25 protein-coding genes and 1 pseudogene are annotated in these 25,578 nt (G+C 72.2%); 14 read left to right on the top strand and 12 right to left on the bottom strand.

The genetic code is table 11. The features are described from left to right. Positions 1-8 precede the first annotated feature (8 nt). Together NIE79_RS07505 and NIE79_RS07510 are read left to right on the top strand one after the other, a co-directional pair. Positions 9-230: a biotin/lipoyl-binding carrier protein gene (locus NIE79_RS07505; protein WP_181518367.1), complete on the top strand. Its 222-nt coding sequence runs from the start codon at positions 9-11 to the stop codon at positions 228-230. Continuing rightward, a complete protein-coding gene (locus NIE79_RS07510) occupies positions 227-736 on the top strand; it encodes a GNAT family N-acetyltransferase (RefSeq protein WP_238677840.1) in 510 nt (169 codons plus the stop codon). The genes NIE79_RS07505 and NIE79_RS07510 overlap by 4 nt, the downstream gene beginning before the upstream one ends. Here NIE79_RS07510 and NIE79_RS07515 read toward each other — a convergent pair. Continuing rightward, positions 637-1,363, bottom strand: a pseudogene (locus NIE79_RS07515) (TetR/AcrR family transcriptional regulator). The gene NIE79_RS07510 and the pseudogene NIE79_RS07515 sit on opposite strands and share 100 nt — an antisense overlap. A gap of 105 nt (positions 1,364-1,468) precedes the next feature. On the opposite strand from NIE79_RS07515, the gene NIE79_RS07520 reads away from it, so the two are divergent. Next, the gene (locus NIE79_RS07520) at positions 1,469-3,055 is read left to right on the top strand and encodes an MDR family MFS transporter (RefSeq protein ID WP_238677842.1); all 1,587 of its coding nucleotides are present in this window, start codon (positions 1,469-1,471) and stop codon (positions 3,053-3,055) included. A gap of 31 nt (positions 3,056-3,086) precedes the next feature. Here the strand turns inward: NIE79_RS07520 and NIE79_RS07525 are convergent, their stop codons facing one another. After that, positions 3,087-4,928 (bottom strand): tetratricopeptide repeat protein, encoded by a 1,842-nt coding sequence (locus tag NIE79_RS07525; RefSeq protein ID WP_238677843.1) that lies wholly within the window; start codon positions 4,926-4,928, stop codon positions 3,087-3,089. 189 nt (positions 4,929-5,117) lie between these two features. Between NIE79_RS07525 and NIE79_RS07530 the strand changes: the two genes are divergently transcribed. After that, positions 5,118-6,149 (top strand): SIS domain-containing protein, encoded by a 1,032-nt coding sequence (locus NIE79_RS07530; RefSeq protein ID WP_238677844.1) that lies wholly within the window; start codon positions 5,118-5,120, stop codon positions 6,147-6,149. A 25-nt stretch (positions 6,150-6,174) separates the two neighbouring features. Next, positions 6,175-7,767, top strand: a complete 1,593-nt coding sequence (locus NIE79_RS07535; RefSeq protein ID WP_238677845.1) for a PAS domain-containing sensor histidine kinase — start codon at positions 6,175-6,177, stop codon at positions 7,765-7,767. 156 nt (positions 7,768-7,923) lie between these two features. Here the strand turns inward: NIE79_RS07535 and NIE79_RS07540 are convergent, their stop codons facing one another. Continuing rightward, positions 7,924-9,432: a glycosyltransferase family 39 protein gene (locus NIE79_RS07540; protein ID WP_238677846.1), complete on the bottom strand. Its 1,509-nt coding sequence runs from the start codon at positions 9,430-9,432 to the stop codon at positions 7,924-7,926. A 374-nt stretch (positions 9,433-9,806) separates the two neighbouring features. On the opposite strand from NIE79_RS07540, the gene NIE79_RS07545 reads away from it, so the two are divergent. From NIE79_RS07545 to NIE79_RS07560, 4 genes are read left to right on the top strand one after another with little or no spacing between them, the layout of a single operon-like run. Continuing rightward, entirely contained in the window at positions 9,807-11,519 is a 1,713-nt protein-coding gene (locus tag NIE79_RS07545) for a nitrite/sulfite reductase (protein WP_238677847.1), read from the top strand. Further along, complete coding sequence (locus NIE79_RS07550) at positions 11,516-11,677, top strand: hypothetical protein (RefSeq protein ID WP_165435836.1); 162 nt, start codon at positions 11,516-11,518, stop codon at positions 11,675-11,677. Before NIE79_RS07545 ends, NIE79_RS07550 begins: the two co-directional genes overlap by 4 nt. Then, on the top strand, positions 11,674-12,435 hold the full coding sequence (locus tag NIE79_RS07555; protein WP_238677848.1) for a phosphoadenylyl-sulfate reductase: 762 nt from the start codon (positions 11,674-11,676) through the stop codon (positions 12,433-12,435). Before NIE79_RS07550 ends, NIE79_RS07555 begins: the two co-directional genes overlap by 4 nt. Next, positions 12,417-13,220, top strand: coding sequence for a sirohydrochlorin chelatase (locus NIE79_RS07560; RefSeq protein ID WP_372471420.1), 804 nt, complete (start codon positions 12,417-12,419; stop codon positions 13,218-13,220). The genes NIE79_RS07555 and NIE79_RS07560 overlap by 19 nt, the downstream gene beginning before the upstream one ends. Before the next feature lie 88 nt (positions 13,221-13,308). Here NIE79_RS07560 and NIE79_RS07565 read toward each other — a convergent pair whose 3' ends face one another. Continuing rightward, a complete protein-coding gene (locus NIE79_RS07565) occupies positions 13,309-13,566 on the bottom strand; it encodes a WhiB family transcriptional regulator (RefSeq protein WP_088950012.1) in 258 nt (85 codons plus the stop codon). Positions 13,567-14,015: 449 nt separating this feature from the next. Then, positions 14,016-14,966 carry a diacylglycerol/lipid kinase family protein gene (locus NIE79_RS07570; RefSeq protein WP_238677849.1) on the bottom strand — a complete coding sequence of 317 codons (951 nt, stop codon included), beginning with the start codon at positions 14,964-14,966 and terminating at the stop codon, positions 14,016-14,018. Positions 14,967-15,009: 43 nt separating this feature from the next. On the opposite strand from NIE79_RS07570, the gene NIE79_RS07575 reads away from it, so the two are divergent. Further along, positions 15,010-15,399: a hypothetical protein gene (locus tag NIE79_RS07575; protein WP_238677850.1), complete on the top strand. Its 390-nt coding sequence runs from the start codon at positions 15,010-15,012 to the stop codon at positions 15,397-15,399. A gap of 22 nt (positions 15,400-15,421) precedes the next feature. On the opposite strand, the gene NIE79_RS07580 is transcribed toward NIE79_RS07575, so the two are convergent. The 3 genes from NIE79_RS07580 to sodN form a co-directional block, all read right to left on the bottom strand. After that, positions 15,422-15,829: an ATP-binding protein gene (locus NIE79_RS07580; RefSeq protein WP_238677851.1), complete on the bottom strand. Its 408-nt coding sequence runs from the start codon at positions 15,827-15,829 to the stop codon at positions 15,422-15,424. Between the two features lie 32 nt (positions 15,830-15,861). Further along, positions 15,862-16,317 (bottom strand): GNAT family N-acetyltransferase, encoded by a 456-nt coding sequence (locus NIE79_RS07585; RefSeq protein ID WP_274523762.1) that lies wholly within the window; start codon positions 16,315-16,317, stop codon positions 15,862-15,864. A 62-nt stretch (positions 16,318-16,379) separates the two neighbouring features. Then, a complete protein-coding gene (sodN, locus tag NIE79_RS07590; protein WP_238677853.1) occupies positions 16,380-16,784 on the bottom strand; it encodes a superoxide dismutase, Ni in 405 nt (134 codons plus the stop codon). Positions 16,785-16,868: 84 nt separating this feature from the next. Here sodN and NIE79_RS07595 point away from each other — a divergent pair, with 84 nt between their 5' ends. The 3 genes from NIE79_RS07595 (at position 16,869) to NIE79_RS07605 (ending at position 19,584) form a co-directional block, all read left to right on the top strand. Next, a complete protein-coding gene (locus NIE79_RS07595) occupies positions 16,869-17,219 on the top strand; it encodes a S24/S26 family peptidase (protein ID WP_238677854.1) in 351 nt (116 codons plus the stop codon). A gap of 145 nt (positions 17,220-17,364) precedes the next feature. After that, positions 17,365-18,543 carry an NAD(P)-dependent malic enzyme gene (locus tag NIE79_RS07600; RefSeq protein ID WP_238677855.1) on the top strand — a complete coding sequence of 393 codons (1,179 nt, stop codon included), beginning with the start codon at positions 17,365-17,367 and terminating at the stop codon, positions 18,541-18,543. A 78-nt stretch (positions 18,544-18,621) separates the two neighbouring features. Next, positions 18,622-19,584, top strand: coding sequence for a zinc-binding dehydrogenase (locus NIE79_RS07605; protein ID WP_238677856.1), 963 nt, complete (start codon positions 18,622-18,624; stop codon positions 19,582-19,584). Between the two features lie 242 nt (positions 19,585-19,826). On the opposite strand, the gene NIE79_RS07610 is transcribed toward NIE79_RS07605, so the two are convergent. Continuing rightward, positions 19,827-20,795, bottom strand: coding sequence for an alpha/beta hydrolase family protein (locus NIE79_RS07610; protein ID WP_238677857.1), 969 nt, complete (start codon positions 20,793-20,795; stop codon positions 19,827-19,829). Positions 20,796-20,998: 203 nt separating this feature from the next. Next, entirely contained in the window at positions 20,999-21,895 is an 897-nt protein-coding gene (locus NIE79_RS07615) for an alpha/beta hydrolase family protein (RefSeq protein WP_238677858.1), read from the bottom strand. 157 nt (positions 21,896-22,052) lie between these two features. Between NIE79_RS07615 and NIE79_RS07620 the strand changes: the two genes are divergently transcribed. Further along, entirely contained in the window at positions 22,053-22,226 is a 174-nt protein-coding gene (locus NIE79_RS07620) for a hypothetical protein (protein ID WP_238677859.1), read from the top strand. 87 nt (positions 22,227-22,313) lie between these two features. Here NIE79_RS07620 and NIE79_RS07625 read toward each other — a convergent pair whose 3' ends face one another. Beyond that, positions 22,314-23,429, bottom strand: coding sequence for an acetate/propionate family kinase (locus NIE79_RS07625; protein WP_238677860.1), 1,116 nt, complete (start codon positions 23,427-23,429; stop codon positions 22,314-22,316). After that, complete coding sequence (gene pta, locus NIE79_RS07630) at positions 23,426-25,495, bottom strand: phosphate acetyltransferase (protein WP_238677861.1); 2,070 nt, start codon at positions 25,493-25,495, stop codon at positions 23,426-23,428. The genes NIE79_RS07625 and pta overlap by 4 nt, the downstream gene beginning before the upstream one ends. Positions 25,496-25,578 lie beyond the last annotated feature (83 nt).

Raw genomic sequence — 25,578 nt, forward strand, 5'->3', positions numbered from 1 at the left:
GGGAGGGCCTGGACATGGCCGAGGAGATCCGCGCCGAGATGGTGGCCAACGTCTGGAAGGTCGTCGCCACGGCGGGTGACACGGTGACCGAAGGTGACACCCTGGTGATCCTCGAGTCGATGAAGATGGAGATCCCGGTCGTCGCCGAGTCCGACGGTGTGCTCCAGCAGCTCGTCGTCAACGAGGGCGACGTCGTGCAGGACGGTGACCTGATCGCGGTGATCGCTTGACCGGGTTGCGGGTCCGTCCGGCCGAGTCGGCCGACTTCCCGGCGGTGGCCCGGCTGACAGTGGCCGCGTACGAGGCGGACGGCCAGCTCAAGGGCGAACACGGGTACGGCGAGGTGCTGGCCGACGTGTCGACCCGAGCCGTCAGCGGCGAGGTGCTGGTCGCTGTCGACGAGGTGACCGGGGCGGTGCTCGGCTCGGTGACGTTCGTGCTGCCGGGCACCCGGTTCGCCGAGCTGTCCGGGCCGGGCGAGGCGGAGTTCCGGATGCTCGCTGTCGATCCTGGCGCGCAGGGGCGGGGTGTCGGTGCCGCGTTGGTGGAGGCGTGTGTCGACCGGGCGACCGAGCTGGGTTGCACGGCGGTGGTGATCTGTGTCCGGGCCGGGATGGCCGATCCGGCTCACCGGCTCTACTCGCGGCGCGGGTTCGTCCGTTCGCCGGAGAAGGACTGGTCACCGGCGCCGGGTGTGGACCTGCTCGGGCTGCGGCTGGAGCTGACGCGCGGCTGAGCCGCCGACCGACGAGCCCGGGCCGGAACGATCACGGCCGGGTCAGGCGTCGGGCTGCGTGCCGATGGCGGCCAGCAGCTCGTCGGCCACCTCCAGGGCGAGCTTGCGGCGTTCGTCGTCGCTGATGTGCGGCGCGCGGACCGCGAACCAGCTGGTGTGCACCGCGAACAGGGACAACGCGGCGCGCAGTTGGGCGGCGGGGGAGTCGTCGCCGCGGCAGAGCGCCTCGGCCAGCTCCAACATCCGACCGCGCATCTTCTGCCCGGAGGAGAGGCTCTTGAGCGCGGTCTGGTTCTGCTCGAAGAAGCGCATCACCGACGGCTGGCTGCCGTCGAACATCGTGTCGGCGTACCGGGAGATCAGCTCGCGCCGGGTGGCCAGGGTGGCGGGTTGGGTGGCGGCCCAGGCGATCAACGCGTCCATCCCCTCCAGCCGGTCCTCGACGAAGCTGGCGACGATGTCGTCCTTGCTCTTGAAGTGGTAGTAGAGCGCGGCCTTGGTCACGTTGAGGCGCTCGGCGATTTCCCGGAGCGAGGTCTTCTCGTACCCCTGCTCGGTGAAGAGTTCGAGCGCGACGGCCTTGATCCGTTCCCGCGTTCCGCCGCCTGTGCTCTCGCTCACGCACACCCTCCAAATGGCTTGACCGTTGCTCGTACCCAACTTACCGTCCGGCTAGTAAGGTGACTAGCCGGGCGGCAAGTAAGTACGGCAATCTTCGGGGGGAGCTTACCCATGACTCAGGCAACCCAGGCCGGCACGCGACCCAACAACATCCGGGTCGTGCTGTTCGGGCTGATGATCGCGATGATGCTCGCGATGCTCGACAATATGATCGTCAGCACCGCGTTACCGCGGATCGTCGGCGAGTTCGGCGGGCTCAACCACTTCACCTGGGTGGTTACCGCGTACGTCCTGGGCACCACCGTCTCCACCCCGATCTGGGGCAAGCTCGGTGACCTCTACGGCCGCAAGTCGGTCTTCCTGACCTCGGTGGTCGTCTTCCTGGTCGGCTCCGCCCTCTGTGGCATGGCCGGCTCGGGGATGCTCGGCGGCCCAGAGGACGGCATGGTCCAGCTCATCGCCTTCCGGGCCGTGCAGGGCCTCGGCGCCGGCGGCCTCATGGTCGGCGTGATGGCGATCATCGGTGACCTGGTCCCGCCCCGCGAGCGCGGGCGCTACCAGGGCATGATCGCCGGCATCATGGCCATCGCCATGGTCGCCGGCCCGCTGGCCGGTGGATTCATCACCGACCACCTCTCCTGGCGCTGGGCGTTCTACGTGAACCTGCCGCTGGGCGGCATCGCGCTGCTCGTGCTGATCACCACGATGCACCTCCCGAAGTACCGCACCGAGCACCGGATCGACTGGCTCGGCGCCGGGCTGCTCTCGGTCGGCATCACAGCGATCGTGCTCATCACCACCTGGGGTGGCAACGAGTACGACTGGACGTCGGCGCAGATCCTCGGCCTGGCCGTGCTGGCCGTCGTCGCGCTGGCGGCGTTCGGCCTGGTGGAACGCCGGGTCCAGGAGCCGATCCTGCCGTTGGCGCTCTTCGCCAACCGCAACTTCGCGCTGATCTCGGTGATCGGCTTCCTGCTCGGCTTCGCGATGTTCGGCGCGATGAACTTCCTGCCGCTCTACCAGCAGACAGTGCAGGGGGCGTCGGCCACCAACAGCGGTCTGCTGCTGCTGCCACTGATGTTCGGCATGCTGGTCGTCTCGCTGGTCATCGGCCGGGCGATCACCCGCAACGGCAGGTACCGGGCGTACCCGATCATCGGTGGTGTGGTGATGACCGCGGGCATGGCGCTGCTGTCCATGCTCGACACCGACACCAGCAAGCTGATGTCCTCGCTGTACATGATCGTGCTCGGTGTCGGCATGGGCTTCCTCATGCAGACGTCGATGCTGATCGCACAGAACAGCGTGGAGCAGAAGGACCTCGGCGCGGCCAGCGGCGCGGCCACCTTCTTCCGGTCGATCGGCGGTTCGTTCGGCATCTCGCTGTTCGGCGCGATCTTCGCCAACCGGCTGGCCAGCTCCGAGGGCGGTCGCGCCTTCGGTGGCGGCGAGGCCGGCGCCGGGATGGACCTGGAGAAGCTCAAGGAGCTGCCGGCCCAGGCGCGCGAGGCGGTGCTCGGTGGTCTCTCCGACGCCATCTCGCACGTCTTCCTCTGGGCGGTGCTGTTCACCATCGTGATCCCGGTGCTCGCCTGGTTCATCAAGGAGATCCCGCTGCGCACCGCGAACGAGGCGCCGCCGCAGGCCACCCCGGAGGAGGACGCCGAGGTCGCCCTCGGCAAGGCCCCGGTCGCCTGACCCCATCGCACGACCCGCGCCGCGTCGACCGTCACGGTCGGCGCGGCGCGCCCCTGCTCAGACGTTGCCAGAGGCGGCGCAGGGGGTTGCGGGGGCGGGGAAGCCGGGGGGAGTGGGCGCCCAGCAGGTCGGTGGCCAGTGCCGCCGTCTCCGGATCCAACTGCGGGGCGGCGAGAGCCAGATGCGCCAGAGAAGCGACGATCGGGACTGGTCGGCTCCGCGCCACGGCAGCCGCGTCGGCCAGCCGCTCCGCCACCACCCGGGCCACGTCCGGCCGCACCGAAGGGTCCACCCAGGCGGCGGTGACCAGGGCGAACAGCGCCGCCTCGGTGACCCAGTCCTCGACGCCCCAGATCAGATCGAGCAGCACCCGACGTCGGGTCGAGCTTTCCCACGGCTCGTCGGTGCGGTGGTGCAGCAGCCCCAGACAGGCCCACACCTGCACCCCACGGACCCAGACCGACGGATCGTGGGCGGCCAGCAGCCGACCCACAGCGTTGGCCGGCGCCGCCGGCGGGTGCACCAGCAGGCCGAGCAGGTCGGCCAGGTCGAGGCCGGCCAGACCCACCGCCGCGTCGTACGCCGCCGGTGGGTGTGCCCACGCCGGGTGGGCGATCTGCCCGATCCGTTCGACAGCCGTCGCCGAGGGCGCCGCCACCGCGGGCGTGGGCACCGCGTCCGCGTAGTGCCACAACCGCTGGGCGGACGCCCGTCGGGGCTCGCGCGGGTCGGGCTCCGGCGTACCGACGACCTCGATCCGCAGCCCGGGGGCTGTGGAGATCGCCGTCCCGACCGCGCTCGGCGGGGCGGCGGCGGGCAGGCGTACGGCGCCGCCGAGACCGTTGTCGTCGTCGGCCACCGCCTGGCGCATCGCGTCGACCAGGGGCCCGCCGGCCGGGGTGAGTTGGCCGAGCCAGGGCCGACCCCGGCAGCACTGGGCCAGGTCGCCGTGCTCGTGGCTGTCGTCCGGGTGGTCCCGCACGAAGTCGGCGAGCGCGACAAGGTGGGCGAGGTCGCCGTCGCGCAGGTGTCGCAGGCGGTGGGCGGTGTGCACCGCGCAGTCGAACGACGGATCGCGCGCCAGCGCCCGCTCGGTCCATTCCAACGCCTCGTCCAGCCGGCCGATCTCGGCCAGGGTGCCGGCGATGTCGGCGTAAATCGCCAGGTCGTCGGGGTCCAGCTCGACGGCCCGACCGAGGGCGGCGAGGCCGTCGCGGGTCCGGCCCGAGCTGCGGTACGCGTACCCGAGCCACACCTCGCCCATCTTCGAGGGCTGTGCGCGTACCCCTCGGGTGGCCCAGCGGACCGCCAGCTCGACCTCGCCGAGGCGCCGGGCCAGCGCGGACGCCGCGCCCAGCAGCAGGCCGTGGTCGGGGTGCACGGTGGCAGCGTTGCGGGCGAGCGTGAGGTACGGGGTCAGCGGGGCCCGGCCGATCCGCGGCACCGGGTCGGGCAGCGCGGCGCAGACCTGCATGAGGACGCGGGCGATGTGCGCCGGGTCCAGTCGTTCGGCCAGCTCGGGCGCGGTGACCCAGGGCACCCCGGCCCACTCGGTGCCGGGCGCGTACGACGTCGCCGCGGCCAGCAGCTCCAGCCCTTCGGCGGGGCGGCCGGCGGTGGCGAGGAGGTGGGCGCGGGCGACGACAGCACCGACGAAGGTGTGGTGGTTGATCGGGAAGAGGTCGAGGCCACCGCCGCTCGTCGCGGCGAGCCGGGCCAGCGTCTCGTGCACCTCCGGCAGGGTGGGGGCCCGTGCCAACGCGCCGGCGAGGTGGCCGGCGGCGTGGTGCAGGTCGCCCTCGTCGAGTGCCAGCCGGGCCAGCGCCAGCTCCTCCGTCGCGGAGAGTGCGGGATCGTCCGTTCCCTCGGACACGTCGTCCTCTCGTGGCAGTTAGACCGGGTGCAGTGGGTAAAGCTTAGTTGATGTTGAGATCAACTGGTGATCACCTGCGCAGTCCTGCTCGTTCGATTGCTGAGATACGCTTAAAAGTGCAAGACTGAGCAAGAATCGCGCGGCAATCGCGCAGGGGGAGGGGTTTCCGTGACACGTGCAGGGGCTGGAATGTCCGCCGACATCGACGAGCAGCCGGCTGGCTACGCGCGCCTGCTCTCGGCTGCCAACGCCGCCGAGATCGCCCGGGTGGCGGCGATCATCGCGGAACGTCGGCCACGGCACGTGGTCTTCACCGCGCGGGGCACCTCCGATCACGCGGCCCTCTACGGGGCCTACCTGACCGAGATCCGGCTCGGCCTGCCCGCCGGGCTCGCCTCGCCCAGCGTCGTCACCCTGTTCGGTGCCCGCCCCGACCTGTCCGACGCGCTGGTCGTCGGGGTCAGCCAGAGCGGCGGCTCGCCCGACCTGGCCGAGGTGCTGCGTGCCGCCCGGGCCTCCGGCGCGCTGACCCTCGCGGTGACCAACGCCCCCGACTCGCCGCTGGTCGACGTGGCCGAGCTGAGCGTCGACATCGCCGCCGGGCACGAGCGGGCGGTCGCCGCCACCAAGACGTACACCGCCGAGTTGCTCGCCCTGCTGATGCTGGTGGAGGGGATCCGGGCCGGTGACGGCGTGCTCCCGAAGGCCGAACGGGAGGCGCTCGACGCACTGCCCGAGCTGGCCGCCCGCACCCTGGCCGACGGCACCCCGGCGCAGCTCGCCCCGCGTTACCGGTTCGCCCGTCAGTTGGTCACCACCGGCCGGGGGTACGCCTACCCGACGGCCCGGGAGGCCGCGTTGAAGCTGATGGAAACCTCGTACCTGCCGGCCCTCGCCTTCTCCGGCGCCGACCTGCTGCACGGCCCGCTCGCGATGACCGACCCGGAGGTCCCGGTGCTCGCCGTGGTCGGCTCCGGCCCCGGCGGCCGGTCGATGGGTGAGGTGCTGCCCCGCCTCGGCGAACGCCGCGCCGACGTCGTGGTGGTCGGCTCCGCCGACGTGCCGGGCGCCACCCGGCTGGCCGTCCCCAAGGTCGACGAGCGGTACGCCCCGCTGCTGGACATCCTGCCGATGCAGCGGTTGGCGCTGGCCCTGGCGCTCACCCGGGGCGAGGACCCGGACGCGCCGCGCGGGTTGAAGAAGGTCACCGCGACGATGTGAGGCGCGGCGTGGCACCCTGGTCACCGTGTCCACGCTGCGCGACCTCGCCGAGGAGCACACCCATCTCCGTCCGGCCGACATCGACCACCTGCACCGGATCGCCGGCGACTGGCAACTGCTCTCCGATCTGTCCTTCGCTGACCTGCTGCTCTGGGTGCCCGTCGACGCCGACGGCACGTTCCTCTGCGTCGCCCAGGTGCGCCCGACCACCGCACCGACCGCCTACCAGGACGACCAGGTGGGTCGGATCGTCGGCGGGCCGGAGGTGGCCCACCTGGGGGTGGCGTACTCCCAGGGCCGGATCTGGCGCGAGGGCGACCCGGTCTGGTACGGCGACGTACCGGCCCGGCACGAGGCGATCCCGGTGCGGCTGCGGACCGCCGAGGGGGAGGCCGGCGAGGTGATCGCCGTGGTGGGGCGGGACACCAACCTCTCCACGGCGCGTACGCCCAGCCAGCTGGAGCTGAACTACCTCACCACTGCCGACGACCTGGCGCAGATGATCGCGGATGGCACCTTCCCGCCGCCGCGGCATCCGGGCGAGACCACCTCGGCGCCCCGGGTCGGCGACGGCCTGGTCCGGCTCGACGCCGGCGGGAAGGTCACCTACGCCAGCCCGAACGCGCAGTCCGCGTACCGCCGACTGGGCTACGCCTCGCACCTGGTGGGGGAGGACCTGGCCGCGTTGCACCGCCGGTTGGCAGGTGACCCGCTGGACGGCACCGAGGCCTCCAACGGCATCCTGGCCGCGCTGCGCGGTGAGGCGCCACCCCGCCGGGAGATCGACGCACGAGGTGCCACGATGCTCACCCGGGCGCTGCCGCTGATGCCGGCCGGGGTGCCGATCGGAGCGTTGGTGCTGGTCCGGGACATCACCGAGGTCCGCCGCCGGGACCGGGCGCTGATCACCAAGGACGCCACCATCCGGGAGATCCACCACCGGGTGAAGAACAACCTCCAGACGGTGGCCGCGCTGCTGCGGTTGCAGGCCCGCCGGGTGGCGATGCCGGAGGCCCGGGTCGCGCTGGAGGAATCGGTCCGGCGGGTCGCCTCGATCGCCCTGGTGCACGAGACACTCTCGATGTCCAGCGACGAGGCGGTGGAGTTCGACGGCATCGTCGACCGGGTGGCCAGCGCGGCGACCGAGGTCGCGGCGACCGAGGTGAGCGTCGGCATGCGTCGGCGGGGCAGCTTCGGCGTACTGCCGGCGGAGATCGCCACCTCGCTGGTGATGGTCCTCAACGAGTTGCTGCTCAACGCCGTCGAGCACGGCTTTCCGCCGGCCGACGAGACAGAGGAGGCCCCGGTGGCCGGCGCCTCCGGCATGGTGCCGGTCGCCGCGCCCGAGGTCGACCCGTCACTGCGGCCCGAGGTGGTGGTCTCCGCGCACCGGTTCCGCAAGATGCTGCACGTCTCGGTGACCGACAACGGACGTGGCCTGCCCCCGGACTTCGACGCCGAACGCGGCAGCCGGCTCGGCCTCCAGATCGTCCGAGCCCTGATCACCGGCGAGTTGCGCGGCACCATCGAACTGCGTGCCGGCGCCAACGGTGGCACCGAGGCCATGCTGGTCGTCCCGCTGGCCCGCAACACCCACGACGGCCGCTCGCAGGGCTGAGCCGCCGCCCGCCGGCGGCTTCCGCCTCCCGCTCGCGCTCGGGCGGGTCCGCGTCGGGGAGCGGATGTCTGGATGAGCGTGATGCCGGTGAGTCATCACGATGACTCAGAGGCATCACCCTCAACGAGGTGCGCGGCCCGACCATGGACGAACCGGTCAGCGGCCGGGACGGCTGGTCAGCAGGGCGACGGTGAGGCCGGGGCGCGGCCAGACCTGGGTGACTGTGAAGTCCATGCGCAGCGCGTCGCCCTTGGCGCCGGGCACGGCGGCCAGCGGCTCGGCGTGCCGGCCGGAGACGACGAGCCACACCCGTGTCGTACCGGCCAGGCACTGCGCTGGCTGGGGGCACTCGGCGGCCCACAGATCGCCGCGGCGGACCTCGTCCTCGGTCACCAGCACGTCCCGGGGTGGGTCGCTGAGGTGGTACTCGATGCCGAGGTCGAGGAACAGCCAGCTGTGCCGGGGCGAGTAGACCACCGCGTCTCCCGGGCGTTGACCGTCGGCGATCACCCGGGCCGCGCCCGCGTAGTCCACCGGCGCGCTGCGCGGCCACTCGTGGGTCCGTCGCAGCGCGGCCTGATCGGGTAGGCCGAGCAGCCCGGCCAGGACCACCACGACGAGCGCGGCCGGAGAGGCCACGGCGGCCAGCGCCGCGCCCGCCAGCAGGCACGCGAAGGGCACCACGAAGACCAGGTACCGGGGCACCCACAGCGGTACGACAGTGCCGGCGGCGAAGAGCAGCAGTACGGGCAGCAGCACCGCGCTGACCGGTAGCAGGGCGCGTCGCCCGAGCCGGGCCGCGCCCAGCGCGGCGACCCCGACCAGCAGGCCACCGACCACGCTGCTCTGGGCCACGCCGCCGGGCAGCGCGGTCAGGTCGTCCAGCCGGGCCAGGTGGACCCAGTTCAACTGCCGGGACTGCTGGGTCCGGGCCTTGACCAGCAGCGGGCCGGCCAGCAGCGCTACCGGCAGCACGGCGACCAGCCACCGCCACACCCGCCGGTCCCGCTCGACGTCGGGCTGGGTCGGGGCGGCGATGCCGGCCGGGGCCGGCCCACGCCACCAGGCCATGAGGACGACCAGCGCGTGGGCGGCGAGCACTGTGAGCGCGATCAGGTGGATGAGCCCGAGAGCGCCGACGGCAGCGGCGTAACCGGCCCAACGGGCCCCGGTCGGCCGACGCAGCGCGGTCACCAGCAGCAGCGTGGCGAGCACGGCGAGCATGGTGGCCAGCGCGTACGGGCGAGCCTCCTGCCCGTAGCGGGAGGTGCCGGGAAGCACCGCGAACAGCAGCCCGGCGAAGAGGCCGCCACGCCGGCCGACGAGCCGCGCGCCGAGCACGGCGAGCAGCCCGGAGGCCACTGTCATCGCCAACACCGCCGGTACGCGCAGGGCGATCGTGGAGTCGCCGAAGACGCTGGTCCAGAGGTGCATCAGCAGGTAGTACGGCCCGGTGGCGGCGTCGATGGTGCCGGCCAGTCGGGCCAGGTCGCCCGGCGACCGGGTGGCCGCGCTCCAGGTCGCCAGTTCGTCGCGCCAGAGCTGGGCGGAGCCCAGCCCGGTCACTGTCACCGCCAGTGTCAACAGTGCCGGGGGGAGCCAGACCGGCAGGCGGCGCAGGCGCTCCCACGCCGCCCCGGCCGAATTCTCGGACAATTGCCCCACGGTCCGAGCCTGCCACGGCCACCCCCTCCGTGGGCGTCAGCCGGCGGCAGGTGGCGGGCGCCGTGACCAGCTGGTCGGCTGAACCCCGGCCCGTGATGTGGGATCCAGCACGTGGACATTGGCCGGCCCCCATGGCGTGTGGCAGCATGGGCCCCATGACCGCCGCAGTCGTCCGCCGCTTCGTGGCACGTCGCCACGTCGATTACGGCCGCGTGCGCAGCGCGATCTGTCCGGCCTACTGACGACGCCCGACCATTCTGTCTCGGGCGCGCTCCGCGCCGGCTGTCTGAAGACACCGTTGTCCCGCCCGCTTCGCGGGCCGGCCGCCGCGCCCCGCGTATCCCGAGGCACAGCAGACAACGGAGGACGCCGCGATGGCGGTCAGCAGCATCCCGGCCCGTTCCGAGGACCCGACGGCTCGCCCGACCCGAGCGCCGCGCCGGCCACGGGGTGAGGGTCAGTGGGCGCTCGGCCACCGCGAGCCGCTCAACCCCAACGAGCGGATCAAGAAGGACGACGACCCGCTCAACGTCCGGGCCCGCATCGAGACCATCTACGCGCACCGAGGCTTCGCCTCGATCGACCCGCAGGATCTGCGGGGCCGGTTCCGCTGGTGGGGCCTCTACACCCAGCGCAAGGCGGGCATCGATGGCGGGCGCACCGCCGTGCTGGAGCCGCACGAGCTGGAGGACGAGTTCTTCATGCTCCGGGTCCGCATCGACGGTGGCCAGCTCAGCCTGGCGCAGCTGCGGGTGATCGCGGACATCTCCCGGGAGTTCGCGCGGGACACCGCCGACATCACCGACCGGCAGAACATCCAGTACCACTGGATCCGGGTCGAGGACATGCCGGAGATCTGGCGTCGGCTGGAGTCGGTCGGGTTGCAGACCACCGAGGCGTGCGGCGACTGCCCGCGGATCGTGCTGGGCAGCCCGGTCGCCGGGGTGGCCCGCGACGAGCTGCTCGACCCGACCCCGGCGGTCGACGAGATCGTCTCCCGCTACGTCGGCGACAAGCAGTTCTCCAACCTGCCCCGCAAGTTCAAGACGTCTATCTCCTGGCTGGTGGACACCCCGTACGAGTCGAACGACATCGCCTTCCTCGGTGTCGAGCACCCGGAGCACGGGCCCGGCTTCGACGTCTGGGTCGGCGGGGGCCTCTCCACCAACCCGATGCTCGCCAAGCGGCTCGGCGTCTGGGTGCCGCTGGCCGAGGTGCCCGACGTGTGGGCCGGGGTGGTCGGGATCTTCCGCGACTACGGCTACCGCCGACTGCGCAACCGGGCCCGGTTGAAGTTCCTGGTGGCCGACTGGGGCGTGGAGCGTTTCCGCGAGGTCCTGGAGAAGGACTACCTCGGTCGTACGCTGCTCGACGGCCCGGCGCCGATCCTGCCGTCGAAGCCGGTCGACCACGTGGGTGTGCACGAGCAGGCCGACGGGCGGCACTACGTGGGCGCCGCTCCGGTGGTCGGGCGGGTCTCCGGTGCGCAGCTCAGCCAGCTGGCCGACGTGGTCGAGGCGCACGGCAGCGACCGGGTGCGGCTCACCCCGTACCAGAAGCTGCTGGTGCTCGACGTGCCGTCGGAGCGGACCGAGTCGCTGATCGACGGGCTGCGCGGGATCGGTCTGGAGGCCCGGCCCTCGGCCTGGCGGCGCGGCACGATGGCGTGCACCGGCATCGAGTACTGCAAGCTCGCCATCGTCGAGACGAAGGCCCGCGGCGAGGAGCTGGTGGCCCGGCTGGAGCAGCGGCTGCGCGACTTCGACGCGGACATCTCGATCCACATCAACGGCTGCCCGAACGCGTGCGCACGCACCCAGGTGGCCGACATCGGGCTCAAGGGTCAACTGGTGGTCGGCCCGGACGGCCGGCAGGTCGAGGGTTTCCAGGTGCACTTGGGCGGCGGCCTGGGCATGGCCCAGGGGCAGACCGCCGGGTTCGGCCGCAAGCTGCGCGGCCTGAAGACCACCGCCGACGAACTTCCGGAGTACGTGGAACGGCTGGCCCGTCGCTACCTGGCCGGTCGGAGTGAGGGCGAGACGTTCGCCAACTGGGTGATCAGAGTCGACGAGGAGGAACTGCGGTGAGCAGCGAGAACCGAGCGGCACCTCTGTACTGCCCGTACTGCGGCGAGGAGGACCTGCGGCCGCACGAGGCGGGTCACGGCGCCTGGGAGTGCCACGCCTGCACCCGGGTCTTCTCGGTGAAGTTCACCGGGTTGCTGAGTCGGGCGGTGACCTCATGAGTCTCGTCTCGGCCGCGAGCCTGCGCCTGGTGGGTCCGGGCGGCGCGACGCCGGCCGACCCGGCCCGGCGCGGCCCGGACGAGCTGCGGGCGCTGGCCGAGCAGGCCGCTCGGGACCTGGAGGGCGCCCCGGCACTGGAGATCGCCCGCTGGGCGGCGCAGACCTTCGGTGACCGGTTCTGCGTGACCAGCTCGATGGCCGACGCCGTGTTGGCGCACCTGGTGTCCCGGGTGGCCCCCGGGGTGGACGTGGTCTTCCTCGACACCGGCCTGCACTTCCCCGAGACGCTGCGGGTACGCGACGAGGTCGCCCGGACGCTGCCGGTGAACGTCAGGTCGATCCGGCCCCGGCTCACCGTCGGCCAGCAGGACGGCCAGTACGGCCCCCGGCTGTTCAACAAGTCGCCGGACGACTGCTGCCAGCTGCGCAAGGTGGAGCCGCTGGAGCGGGCACTGACCGGGTACGACGCCTGGGCGGCTGGTCTGCGGCGGGACGAGTCGCCGAGCCGGGCCAACACACCTGTGGTGACCTTCGACGCGCGCCGCGGCAAGGTCAAGGTCAACCCGATCGCGGCCTGGTCGCAGAAGGATGTGGACTCCTACATCGCCCGCTTCGACGTGCCGGTCAACGAGCTGTTCAAGCAGGGTTACGGGTCGATCGGCTGCTGGCCGTGCACCCGCCGTACCAAGGCCGGCGAGGACGCGCGGGCCGGCCGGTGGGCCATGTTCGAGAAGACCGAGTGCGGGCTGCACGTCTGACCTCCCCGGCGACGACCCTGACCGGCCTCGGTGCGGCCGGCGGGGCGGACCCGGTGGTCCTTGTCGCGCACGGCAGCCGTGACCCACGGGCGGCCGATGCCACCCGGGCGCTGGCCCGGGCGGTGTCGGCGGCCCGGCCGGGCACGCCGGTGTGGGCGAGCTGGCTGGACCACACCGAGCCGGGGCCGACCGAGGTGCTGCGCGACCTGGCCGTGGCCGGTCACCGCCGGGCGGTGCTGGTGCCGTTGCTGCTGACCGCCGCGTACCACCATCGGGTGGACATTCCGGCGGCGGTCGCCGCTGCGGCGCGGTCCGGGCCACAGCTGTCGGTACGGGTGACCGATGTGCTCGGCCCGGCGGACGACACGCCCGACCCTGGGCTGCTGGCCGGGCTGTGCCGTCGGCTGGGTGAGACGCGCCCGGGCCGCTTCGACGCGTTGGTGCTGGCCGCGGCGGGCACCCGGGACGCGCGGGCGCGACGATCGGTGGGCCGGGTAGCCGATGCGCTCGGCGTGGAGTTCGGGGTGCCCTGCCGGGTGGCGTACGCGTCGGCGGCGCCGCCGGCGGCCGGTGTGGCGGTGTCCCGGCTGCGGGCGTCCGGCGCACGCCGGGTCGCGGTGTCCGCGTACTTCCTGGCGCCGGGGCTGTTCCACGACGCGGTGATCGAGGCGGCCGGGGTGGCGGGTGCGGTGGCGGTCGCCGCTCCGTTGACCGACGCACCGGAGTTGGTCGAGTTGGTCCTGCGTCGGGTCGACGACCGACCCGTGCTGGCGTCCGCAGGCTGAACAGTGCCGGCGCGGGATGATCCGGTGCCGGACAGCAGAACGCCCCGGTGGGCGAACCCACCGGGGCGTACAGCTGTGTCGTTGGGGATCAGGCGGAGTGAGCGCGCAGCACCCGGAGACCGCCGCGCCGCTTGACGGCGCGCCGCTCCTCCTCGCTCATTCCGCCCCAGACGCCGGCGTCCTGACCAGACTCGAGTGCCCACTGAAGGCACTGGTCGGTCACGGAGCAGCGCCTGCAGACGGCCTTGGCCTGCTCGACCTGCAGCAGAGCCGGTCCAGACGTCCCGATCGGGAAGAACAGCTCTGGGTCCTCGTCGCGGCAGACACTATGGTGACGCCAGTCCATGGCGGCAACACTCCTCATTCTGGATGGGTGGCGAACAATTGCTTGTCGTGCTTTTCCTATATGCATCCGCAGTGCCGATGGTGACAGTTAGCGTCCGTCCATTCGGCAGTGCGTGAGCAGGCGTTCAGCGCCGGGGACCTGCTGGAACAGCTCAACCTGACGAGCATATCCAGGCAATGTCCCGGTAACTCAAGTTCGCTTGTGAATACTTTCACGAACAGTCGCGATGTCAAGGGTGACGCTCGGAAAAACTCCGGGCGGTGAGCAAGCCCACAACCCATTTGTCCGGGTTCCAGTGCTTTCCTGGTTACCCGCCGTGCCACAGTCGAGGATCAATATAGTACAGTCCGCGTGACATTGCTGACATTTCCGGCACCTGCCCCTCGGTGTGGCGGCGACCAAGTCGATCGGTTGTGGCCACCGTGTCGACCAAGGGCAGTACCCGAGACCTAGCAGATTACTCTCAGTGCGGCCGGAACGGAGGTGAATCTGACTTTCTCCCGCTCGCCGAGATAGTCCCCGTCCAGCTGGAACGCCTGCGGGCGGTTGGAGACCAGCGTGAACTCCGCCGTGTCATGGAGTCGTAACACCTGTCGGCCGCGTGGATCCGGTTGCCGGGACAGGAACTGCGTCACCGTCCGTGTTGTGCTAGCCACCCGGAGCTGACGCAGGGCCAGCACATCCAGCCCGAGATCGAACGACGCCGCCGGGTTCGGGTTGACCTCCCGGTCGCCCAGGTACGTCCAGGGTGCCGTGTTCTGGATGATGACGGTGGCCAGCTCGGCCTCCGCCGGCTCGCCCGGACGCTCCAGGACGATCGCCGGGTGTCGCCGGTCCGAGGCGAAGAAGTACTGATTCATGATCGAACGCAGATAGAGCGACGGTGTGGAGACCCGCCCCTTCCGCCGGGCCTGCTCCACCCGGTGGATCACCGCGGCGTCCAGGCCGAAGCCAGCGCAGAAGGTGAAGTAGCGGTCGTCGGCGAGGCCCAGCCCCACCGTCCGGCTCCGGCCCAGCCGCAGCCCCTCCAGGATCATGCTGGTCGCCTCCGGCCACTCCCGGGGCAGACCCACGGCGCGGGCGAACACGTTTGTCGAGCCACCGGGGACGGTCGCCAGCGCGGGCAGTCGCTCGGCCATCGGCGGGTCGCCGGCGCGAGTCGGCGGTTCGGCCGTCATCAGACCGTTCACCACCTCGTTCACAGTGCCGTCGCCACCCAGGGTGACGACCAGGTCGACGCCCTCCGCGGCTGCCTCCCGGGCCAGCGCCACGGCGTGCCCACGCCGACGGGTGTAGCGCACGCTGAGATCGACTTCGCTGCGCAGCGCCCGGACGAGCACGTCCCGGCTGCGTTCGCTGGTGGTGGTGGCCTTCGGATTGACCACCAGGACGGCCCGCATGGGCGGCACTGTACCTTCCGGAAGCCCGGGTATCGTGGCGCGCGTGACCATCGACTCGGACCCGATCCCCGTCACGCTCCGCTGGGCGGTCCGGCTGCTGTGGGCGGAGGCGGCCGTCGTCGGGCTGATCGCCGTCTGGTTGGTCTGGGCCGACCTCACGGCCACCCGCACCGACCTGCTGACGGCGTTGCTGGTGACAGCGTTCGCCATCGGGGCTGCCGTCGCGCTCTGGGCCCTGGGCCGCGCGCTGCTGCGCCGTCAGGCGGGCGCACGAGCCCCCGCGATCGTGCTTCAGCTGATGCTGCTGCCGATCGGTTGGTTCATGATCCAGGCTGGCCTTGGCTGGCTGGGCGTGCCGCTGATGGCGCTCGGCCTGGGCGTGGCCTGGTTGCTGATCTGCCCACCGACGACCCGCGCCCTCGGCTTCGAGTGACCGCGCCGGCCCGTCGGGCCGGTCAGTAGCCGCCGGAGCGGCGGGTGAGCAGCGAGATAGTGGCCCGGTCGTCGGCGGACGTGGCGGACGCCGAGGTGGTCAGCGCGGTGAGCACCTTCCATGCGAACGACGACTCGGCGGGCAGGGTGGCACCGCGCACTGTCGGCACTGTCACCTCGACGGTCAGCGCGTCTTCGGTGACCGCGAAGCGGCACTCCAGCTCGGCGTCGCGGGTGGCGATGGCGAGCAGCATGGCGCACGCCTCGTCGACAGCGATCCGCAGATCCTCGATCTCGTCGAGCGCGAACTGCAACCGGGCCGCGAGACCGGCCGTGGCGGTGCGGAGCACGCCGAGGTAACCGCCGTCGGCAGGCACCGTGAGGTGCACCACGTCGTCGTCGGTCGCTGGCTGGCCAGTCAGTTGAGTCACGCCTCATCCCCCCGGTCGGGGACTCTACCCGGTCAGTCGCCCGTACGCGTGCCGGCGGTGGTGGCCTGCTCGGCCAGCTCGCGGAGCGCGGCGCCGCTGAGTCGGTAGGGAACCCACTCGCTCGTCTGCTCGGCGCCGATCGAGGCATAGAAGCCGGCCGCCGGATTCCAGTCGATCATTTGCCAGTCCAGCCGCTGGTAGCCGCGTCGTACGCAGATGTCGGCCAGTGTGGCGAGCAACAGTCGACCGGCTCCGGTGCCCCGGGCGGGCGGCCGGACGTAGAGGTCCTCCAGGTAGATGCCGTGCACTCCGGCCCAGGTGGAGAAGTTGAGGAACCACAGTGCGAAGCCGACCGGCTCATCGTGCTCGTCGACAGCGACGTGACCGAAGAGCGCCGGAGCAGTCGTGAAAAGCGCCGAGGTGAGCTGCTCGGTGGTGAGGTGGCACTGCTCCGGGGCGCGCTCGTACTCGGCCAACTCGTGCACCATGGCGACGACGGCCGGCACGTCCTCGGGACGTGCCGGCCGGATCGTCGGGATGACCGGGAAGGTCACGCCTTCTTGGTCTCCCAGAAGATCTTCGAGATCTCGTCGATCTTCGCGAGGAGCTTGTCGGCGGTGGCCGGGTCGAGGCTGCCCTTGACGCCACCGGCGCCGGCGAGCTTGGTGGCCTCGTTGAACAGGCTGTGCAGGTTCGGGTACTTCTCGAAGTGCGCCGGCTTGAAGTAGTCGGTCCACAGCACCCAGAGGTGGTGCTTGACCAGCTCGGCGCGCTGCTCCTTGATGATGACGGCGCGGGTGCGGAACTCCGGGTCGGTGTTCGACTGGTACTTCTCGCAGATCATTTTGACCGACTCGGCCTCGATCCGGGCCTGAGCCGGGTCGTAGACACCGCACGGCAGGTCGCAGTGAGCGCTCGCGGTGACGCGGGGCGCAAGGATGCGCGGAAGTCGCATCGGGATCCTCCATGGGAAGTTTGCGATGATCAAAGGCGACATTACTCCTGGGGATGCTCCCCGAACCGGGTGGAGGTGAAACCAGTGGTCGCCGATCACCCGGCTGAGGTGCCCCGGTTGCGGAGGCCGCTGACCGCCGTTCTGGTGACCGGCCCGTCCATGGCACCGACCCTGCGGCACGGTGACGCGGTGCTGGTTCGTCCCGGTGGCCGCCCGATCCGAGCCGGCGACGTGGTGGTCGCGGTCTTCCGGACCCGGCCCGATCTGCTGGTGGTGAAGCGTGCGGTCCGGCCGCAGGACGGCGGCTGGTGGCTACGCGGCGACAACGACCTGATCACCGACGACTCCCGGGCGTACGGGGTCGCCGACGTACGCGGGCGGGTGGTGGCCCGTTACTGGCCCCGCCCCGGACGGGTGCCTCGTCGTCAGTTATGACCCTGCTCACATCCGAGGGGTAGTGCCGACACTATGCTCGGAAAGTGCCCGGGTGACCCCCCGCACCGCGTGCCACCGCTCGCCGCCCACCTCGCGGCGGGGCCGGCCGCCTCACATCTGCTCGACAGATCCTGGAGTCACCACCATGTCTTCGTCCACCGTGGACCCCGCTGATCCCGTCTTCCTCCTGCACCGGGGCGGCAAGATGGCCGTCACCTCGACCGTGCCGCTCACCAGCCGGGAGGACCTCTCCCTGGCGTACACCCCGGGGGTGGCCCGGGTGTGTGAGGCGATCGCCGCCGACCCCGCACTGGTGGACGACTACACCTGGGTGTCGCACACGGTCGCGGTGGTCACCGACGGCTCGGCGGTGCTCGGGCTGGGCAACATCGGCCCCCGAGCCGCGATGCCGGTGATGGAGGGCAAGGCGGTGCTGTTCAAGCAGTTCGCCGGGGTGGACGCGGTGCCGGTGTGCCTGGACACCCAGGACGTGGACGAGATCGTCGCGGTGGTGCGGGCACTGGCCCCCTCCTTCGGTGGGATCAATCTGGAGGACATCAGCGCACCGCGTTGCTTCGAGATCGAGCGTCGGCTCGACGAGGCGCTGGACATCCCGGTCTTCCACGACGATCAGCACGGCACTGCCATCGTGGTGCTGGCCGCGCTGCGCAACGCCGCGATGTTGCTCGACCGCAAGCTCGGTGACCTGCGGGTGGCGGTGAGCGGCGCGGGCGCGGCCGGTGTGGCCGTGACGAAGATGCTGATCGCCGGGGGCGTCAACCCCGACCAGGTGGTGGTCTGTGACTCCAAGGGGATCATCGGCCGGCACCGCACCGAGCTGACCGGCACCAAGGCCGAGCTGGCGGCGAGCACCAACGCCGACGGCCGTCACGGCGACATCACCGAGGCGTTGCGCGACGCGGACGTGCTGGTCGGGGTCTCCGGCGGGCAGATCCCCGAGGCCGCGGTGGCCGGGATGGCGCCCGGCGGGATCGTGTTCGCGCTGGCGAACCCGACCCCCGAGGTGCACCCCGAGGTGGCCGCCCGGCACGTCGCGGTGGTCGCCACCGGGCGCAGCGACTACCCCAATCAGATCAACAACGTGCTGGCCTTTCCCGGCGTGTTCCGCGGCGCGCTGGATGCCGGTGCCACCCGGATCACCGAGGCGATGAAGGTCGCCGCCGCGGATGCCATCGCCGGTGTGGTGGCTGAGTCCCTGACCGCCGATGCGATCGTTCCGTCCCCGCTCGACCCGCGTGTCGCGCCGGCCGTGGCCGAGGCGGTCGCCGAAGCCGCCCGCCGCGACGGCGTCGCCCGCCGGTAAGCGCACGCGTGGGCCGGGGGCGCAGCATGCGCCGCCGGCCTGCGCGCAGGCTTCTTAACGAGCGCTCAGCTTGTTACCGTGCCGATCATGCGTGCTGCCTTTGCCTCCCGTTTCGACGACGCCGACCCGCTCGCCGCGCTCACCGTCGGCGAGCGGCCCGAGCCGACCCCTCCGGCCGACGACTGGGTGACCGTGCAGTTGCGGGCCACCTCGCTCAACCACCACGACCTCTGGTCGCTGCGCGGGGTGGGTCTCACCGAGGCCCAGCTGCCGATGATCCTCGGCTGCGACGCGGTCGGGTTGGACCCGGAGGGGCGCCAGGTGGTCGTGTACCCGGTGGTCGTCACGCCGGGTGACCCGCGCGGGGTTTCCATCCTCTCCGAGCACTTTGCCGGCACGCTCGCCGAGCGGGTGGTCGTACCCCGATCGAACTTGATCCCGCTGCCCGACGGCATGGCGGCGACCGACGCGGCGTGCCTGCCCACGGCCTGGCTGACCGCGTGGCGGATGCTGACCACCAAGGGTCGCGTCGCGGACGCCGACAGCGTGCTGGTCCAGGGTGCGGGCGGTGGCGTGGCCACCGCGGCCGTCGCGCTCGCCGTCGCGATGGGCAAGCGGGTGTACGCGACCAGCCGCGACGCCGCCAAGCGGGACCGGATCTCGGCCCTCGGCGCCATCGCTGTGGAGCCCGGCACCCGGCTGCCGGAACGGGTGGACGTGGTGATCGAGACGGTAGGCGCTGCCACCTTCGACCACTCGCTGAAGTCGGCCGCGCCGATGGCCCGGATCGTGGTCTCCGGCGCGACCGCAGGGCACGAGCCGTCGGTCAACCTGCGCCGGGTCTTCGCCATGCAGCTGGAGATCCTGGGCACCTCGATGGGCACGCCCGGCGAGCTGTACGAGCTGCTGGCGTTCTGCTCGGACAACGAGGTGCGCCCGGTGGTGGACAGCGTCATTCCGTTCAGCCGGGTCGAGGACGCCTTCGCCCGACTGCACTCCGGCGACGCCTTCGGCAAGGTCGTCATCGACCACACCGCCTGACGCGCACCGCGCCGCGGCATCGCTGCGCCGCCGTGCCTCGCCCCGCCGCCCCGCCCCGCCCCGCCGCGCCGCAAGATCGCGCAACATCATGGAAATAGTGGCCTCCGCGTCGTGGGAGGCCACTATTTCCTGGTTACTGCGCGATCTTGGGCGCCCGGAGCGGCCGGTGCGGCCGGTGCGGCCGGTGCGGGCGGTGCGGCCGGTGCGGGCGGTGCGGCCGGTGCGGCCGGTGCGGGCGGGGGTCAGAGGTGGTCGTCGAAGGTGGCGATATCGCCGCGCGTCGCGTCGGTGGGGATGCGCTTCTTGGCGTCGGCGTCGCCGTAGAGCGACCAGCGCAGGAACTCGACAGACGTGTCCGAGACGACCCGCAGCGTCGCGCCGTCGCTGAGCAGCGCCCGGCCGTGGTCGCCCTTGGGCAGGCTCAGCATCGCCTTCGGCCAGGGCACCTTGTCGTAGGCGGCCCTGCCCGCCGCGTACTCGACCACCTCGTCCAACTCGCCGTGCACGAACAACTGCGGTGCGGCCGCGCCGGCGAACGCGGTGCCCACGCCGAGCGCCGTGCCGGCGAACACCACACCCGCGTCCAGCCGTTCGTCCCGGCTCGCGGTGAACAGGCCGATGGTGGTCACCCCGCCCGCCGAGTGCCCGGCCGCCGCCACCCGCTCGCCGTCCAGCCGGCCGCGCAGCGCGTCGCCGGCCTTGCCGTCCAACGCCAGCACCTGGTCCAACGCGTACGACACGTCGGCGGGCTGGTTGAGCACGTCGAGGACGTTGTTGTCCGCGCCCCGGGAGGTGTGTGGGAACGTCGGGGCGGCCACCACGAAACCCGCCGCCGCCCAGCGGGTCAGCAGCGTGCCGTAGTCGTCCGGTCGCCCACCCAGGCCGTGACTGAACATCACCACCGGGAACCGGCCCTCCGCCGCCGTCGCCGACCGTTTGGCCGCGCCGCCGGACTGCCCGGCCGCCGGGTACCAGAGCGTCGTCGGCAGCGCGCGGCCGTCCCGGTTCAGCTTGAGCTGGCGTACGCCGACAGCGAAGGCGCGCTGCGGGGCCTTGCCGGCGGGGACCTGTGGTGTCGGTGTGGCGGCGGGAGGTGGTTCGACGGGCGCCTGCTGCTGGCTCTCGGTCTTCCTGGCGTCCGCCGAGCAGCCGGCCAGACCGGCCATGAGCACGGCGCTGGCCAGCAGGGCGGGGGTGACGCGACGTGGCATGAATCCGATTGTGCCTTGCCCCGCAGACGTGCCTGGCGGACTTCGGCGTGGCGTGCCCATCCGCTCACCCACAGTTCAGCCGGTGGCGCCGCGCCGCCAGACCGGGATGCCGCCCGCCCCGGTCACCGCGATGACCTCGGCGATGCTCGCCAGCTGCCGGCGCGCAAGCTCGTCCACGGGAGGACCGTAGCGGCGTCGGCGGGTCAGTGGGCCGGGCGGGACTCGTAACGGGTCAGGGCGGGGGAGTGGGCGTCGGCGGGGAGGCGAGCTTCGGCGGCCCGGTCCCCGTAGAGGGTCCAGCGCAGGAAGTCGGTGGTGGTGGCGAGGACCGGGGCGAAGCCCGGGTGGCCCGGCGTGAGGTACGCGCCGTGGTCCTGGTCGAGCAGGCTGAGGAAGGCGGCCGGCCCGGGGGTGCGCGCGTACGCGGCCCGGCCGACAGTCACCGGCACCACCGGGTCGGCAGTGCCGTGCACGAAGAGCACCGGCGCGGCGGGCCCGGCGAAGCTGCCGGGCAGCCCGCCGCCGGCGATCACGATCCCGGCGCGTAGCCGGGCCGGGTGGCCCTCGCTGAACATGCCGGAGGTGGTGAAGCCGCCCGCCGAGTGCCCGGCGGCGGCGACCGAGGTCAGGTCGAGATGCCCGGCGAGGGGGTCGACCCGGCTCCGGTCGAGGCCGGCCAGGTACCGGATCAGTCGCCAGGCGTCGGCCGGCTGGTGGCGTACGTCGGCCCGGGTGAAGTGCGCGGCGCCCTGTCGGGTGTGCGGGTACGCGGGGGCGGCCACCACGAAACCGGCCGCCGCCCAGCGGGTGGTCAGGCCGGCGTGCAGCTCGGGTCGGCTGCCCAGCCCGTGGCTGTAGATCACGACCGGGAACCGGCCGACCGCCACCTGATCGGTCGACGCCGGGTACCAGATCGTCACCGGCAGGGGGCGCGCCGAGCGCGGATCGAGGGTGAGCGTACGCACGCCGACGGCGTACGACCCCTCGGGCGCCCGACGCACCGACACCGGCCCGGTGGCCCCGCCGGCCACGGCTGTCGCCGGCGCACAACCGGCCAGCAGCGCTGTCACCAGTACGGCCATCAGCCGGCCCGCCCCCATCGTTTCACGGTAGGTGCCCGGGTGGGCGTAGCGGCCCCGCCGTCCGGCTCGGGTGCACCCGCCACCCGGTCGGGTCACCTCCGCCGCCCGGGTCCACCCCTGGGACGCCGCGGGCCGGGGACGGTGCCGCGTGACCAGCTTCGCTAGGGTCACCGACATGCCTGAGAACTACACGGACCCCAGCGGCAACACCGAGGCGTTCCGCGCCTTCAACCAGACGCCGGAGGCTGCGGCGCCGACGGAGGCCCCGTCCCGACTGCCGCTCATCATCGGTGCGGCAGTGGTCGTCGTGGTGCTGGTGGCACTCGTCGCCTGGCTGGCGACCGGCTGACCTGGGCGTCTGGCTGACGTCTCGCTGAACGGCTCTACCGAATCGCGCGCACCCTCGGGCCTCCCGGGGGTGCGCGCCTCAGTGGTGTCAGGCCGCTCCGATCACGTCCCGGGTCTGCCGGGCGATTTCCCGCTCCTCGTCGGTGCGGATGACGCAGACGCTCACCTCGGCGCCGTCGGGTGAGATCAATCGGTCGCCCTCGCCGTCGTTGCGGGCGTCGTCCACTGTGATGCCGAGCCGGCCCAGGCCGGCCAGCGTGGCAACCCGCACCGGCGCGGCGTGCTCGCCGACCCCGGCGGTGAAGGCGATCGCGTCGACCCGACCGAGCAGCGCGTAGTACGCCCCGACGTACTCGGTGATGCGCCGGCAGTACACGTCGAAGGCGAGCGCCGCCGCCCGGTCACCGGCGGCCCGGCGTTCGAGCACCTCCCGCATGTCGTTGACGCCGGTCAGCCCGAGCAGGCCGCTGCGGTGGTTGAGCAGGTCGTCGATGTCGTCCACCGACAGCCCGCCCTCCCGGCGCAGGTGGAAGATCACTGTCGGGTCCACGTCGCCGCTGCGGGTGCCCATCACCAGCCCCTGCAACGGGGACATGCCCATCGAGGTGGCGACACTGCGACCGTTCGCCACCGCGCAGGCGCTGGCCCCGTTGCCCAGGTGCAGGGTGATCGTGTTGACCTGCTCGTACGGGCGGCCCAGCAGCTCGGCGGTGCGCCGGGACACGTACGCGTGTGAGGTGCCGTGGAAGCCGTACCGCCGGATGTCGTACCGCTCGGCGGTGTCCCGGTCGATCGCGTACGTCGCGGCGGCCTCCGGCAGGGTGTGGTGGAACGCCGTGTCGAAGACGGCGACCTGCGGGACGTCCGGCAGCGCCGCGCGGGCCACCTCGATGCCGGCCAGGTTGGCCGGGTTGTGCAGCGGAGCGAGCGGCACCAGATCCTTGATCGCGGCCAGCACCGCGTCGTCGACCAGCACCGGCGTGCTGAAGGCCCGGCCACCGTGCACGACCCGGTGTCCGACCGCCGCCAACCCGGTCAGGTCCAGCCCGTCCAGGATCTGCCGGACCGCCTCGGCGTGGTCCGCCGGGCCGCCGCCGGGCTCACCGATCCGCTCGACGGTGCCGTGGTCGAGCGCCCGGTCGTCGTCGTAGCGGCGCCACTTCACCGACGACGACCCGCAGTTGAGCACCAGTACCCGACTCACGACGCCTCCTCGCTGGCCGCCTGGATGGCGGTGATCGCCACGGTGTTGACGATGTCCGGCACCGTGGCGCCCCGCGACAGGTCGTTCACCGGCCGCCGCAGGCCCTGCATGACCGGGCCGACGGCGACCGCCCCGGCCGAGCGCTGCACCGCCTTGTACGTGTTGTTGCCCGTGTTCAGGTCCGGGAAGATGAAGACCGTGGCGTGCCCGGCGACGGGGCTGTCGGGCAGCTTCGTGGCCGCCACCGCCGGGTCGATCGCCGCGTCGTACTGGATGGGCCCCTCGACCAGCAGGTCGGGCCGGCGTTCCCGGACCAGCGCGGTCGCCGCGGCGACCTTCTCTACGTCGGCACCCGCGCCGGAGCTGCCGGTCGAGTACGACAGCATTGCCACCCGGGGTTCGATGCCGAACCGGGCGGCGGTGTCGGCCGACGAGATCGCGATGTCGGCGAGCTGGGCCGCGTCCGGGTCGCGGTTGACAGCGCAGTCGCCGTAGACCAGCACCCGGTCGGCGAGCAGCATGAAGAAGACGCTGGAGGCCACCGAGACGTCCGGCAGCGTACGGATGATCTCGAATGCCGGCCGGATGGTCGCGGCGGTGGTGTGCGTAGCGCCGGAAACCATGCCGTCGGCGCGGCCGGTGGCCACCATCAGCGTGCCGAAGTAGTTGGGCTGCGCCACGATGTCGTGCGCCAACTCGCTGGTGACGCCCCGGTGGGCGCGTAGTTTGGCGTACTCGGCGGCGAAGTCGTCGCGCCACCCGCTGGTGCCCGGATCGACCACCTGCGCGTCGCCGAGGTCGATGCCCAGCTCCCGGGTGCGCCGGGCGATGTCGTCCGGCCGGCCGAGCACCGTCAGCTCGGCCACTCCACGGCGTAGCAGGATCTCCGCCGCGCGCAGGATCCGCTCGTCGGTGCCCTCCGGCAACACCAGGTGCCGGGGCTTCGAGCGGGCCCGGTCGATCAGCTCGTTCTCGAACATCAGCGGGGTGACCCGCGCCGACCGGCTGACCCGCAGCCGACGGGCCAGGTCGTCGGTGTCCACACAGCGCTCGAACGCGCCGAGCGCGGCCTCCACCTTGCGGGGATTGGTCGCGCTGGGCCGGCCCTCGATGCGACTGGACGCGGCCACCGTGTCGTAGCTGTCGAGACGCACGGACAGCACCGCCAGGCCGGTGTTGAGCCCTTCCACCAGCCGCATCACCCGGGGGTCGGGCTGCTCGCCGAGGGTGAGCACCAGCCCGGCCACCGACACCTGCCCGGCCACGTGCGCGGCGCTCGCGGCGACGAGCAGGTCGGCCCGGTCCCCGGGGGTGATCACCAGGGCGCCCTCGGTGAGGTGGCCCAGCAGGGTCGGCACATGTGCCGCGCCGACCACGAAGTCCAGCACGTCGCGACCGAGCGCGGCGTCGTCTCCGGCCAGCAGGGTGGCGCCGAGCGCCGCCGCCACCTCGGCGACCGTCGGCGCCGACACGGTCGGCACCTCCGGGATGGCGTACGCGGGGACTGGCAGCTCGGGCAGCGTCATCGGCTCGGTCACCCGGTTGGCGATCACCGCGAGCACTGTCGCGCCCAGGTCGGCCAAGTCGTGGTACGCCCCCCGCATCGCCGACGCGACGGCCGCCGGCTCCTGCCCGAAGCCGTCCACCACCGGCACCACCACGCTGCCGAACTCGGTGGCCAGCCGGGCGTTGAAGGCCAGCTCCCGGGGGTGGGCCGGGTCGCCCGGCTCGTCGAAGTCACTGCCCACCACGACCACCGCCGGGCACTGCCGCTCCACGGCCCGGTAGCGCTCGACGATGGCGGAGATGAGCTGCTCCCGTCGGCCGTCGGCGACCAGCGCCGCAGCCTCGGCGTAGCTCGCCCCGGCCAGCTCGGACAGCGGCACCTCGACCCGGTACCGCTCGCTCAGCAGGGCGAGGATCGGGTCCTGGCCGGTGTCGGCGACCAACGGTCGGAACACGCCGATCTGCCCGACCTGGCGAGACAGCAACTCCGCCAACCCGAGGGCAATCGTCGACTTGCCCCCGCCGGACCCCACGCTCGTCAGATACACACTTCGGGCCACAGCCCCACCCTAGAAGATCGCGAGGCCCCCCACCCGGGCCCTCCGCCCCTGCCAACCCGACCCCCGCCCCTGCGGGCGAGCCC

Origin of the sequence: Micromonospora trifolii (assembly GCF_022229005.1) — a bacterium.
GTDB classification, from domain to species: Bacteria; Actinomycetota; Actinomycetes; order Mycobacteriales; family Micromonosporaceae; genus Micromonospora; species Micromonospora trifolii.